General features: G+C 70.5%; 1 protein-coding gene. It reads left to right on the forward strand.

From position 1 onward, the window contains the following. Positions 1–925, forward strand: a 925-nt coding sequence (locus tag CFP71_RS42795) for a phospholipase domain-containing protein (protein WP_143267330.1), incomplete at both ends; no start/stop codon positions are given.

The raw sequence follows: 925 nt of genomic DNA on the forward strand, positions 1-925 counted from the left end.
GAATTCGTCTCCGGCGAGCCGATCGGGCTGGGCGTGCGGGTACCGATGTTCGTCATCTCGCCGTGGAGTCGCGGCGGCAAGGTGTGCTCGGAGGTCTTCGACCACACCTCCGTGCTGCGGTTCCTGGAACGCTGGAGCGGCGTCGCCGAACCGAACATCTCGCCGTGGCGGCGCACGGTCTGCGGCGATCTGACGTCGGCGCTGGACACCACGGCGCCGAGTGCCACCTATCCGGCGCTGACCAAACCGGTGCCGACGAGCGGGCCGTGGAACACCGAGCCGCAGCCGCCTTCCGTCCAGAAGGCGCCGGTGTCGGAGAGCGGGGTCCGGACGGCGCGGCCGTTGCCCTATCAGGTGACGGCGTCGGGACGGGTGACGGCGGAGCGGTTCTGGATCGACTTCGCCAACACCGGGTCCGCCGGCGCGCACTTCTACGTCTACGCCAACGCGCACCGAACGGACGGGCCCTGGCGCTACACCGTCGGCGCCGGGGCCACGCTCTCGGACTACTGGCAGGTGGGTTCCCCTGACGGCGCGTACGACCTCACCACGCACGGTCCCAACGGTTTCCTGCGCCGGTTCGCGGGTAACCGGATCACCGCGACCACCGGGGGCAAGCCGAATCCGGAAGTCGTGCTGCGACCGGGTTCCGGTGTCGTGTACCTGAAGATGACCAACGCCGGCGCCGCTTGCGAGCTGACCGTGCGCACCGGCAACCGGGGCGGCGGACCGTGGACGTACTCGGTCGCCTCCGGTGCGACGGCCGAAGACTGGTTCAGCATCGAAGGCGGCATGGGTGGCTGGTACGACCTGACCGTTCAGGGGCCGGACGGTTTCCTTCGCCGCTTCGCGGGCCACGTCGAGACGGGCGCCGAGACCATCAGCGACCCGGTCATGGGCTCCGGGCCGCTCGCGGCCACCGTCC

It is taken from the genome of Amycolatopsis thailandensis, assembly GCF_002234405.1.
In the GTDB taxonomy this organism is placed as follows: domain Bacteria; phylum Actinomycetota; class Actinomycetes; order Mycobacteriales; family Pseudonocardiaceae; genus Amycolatopsis; species Amycolatopsis thailandensis.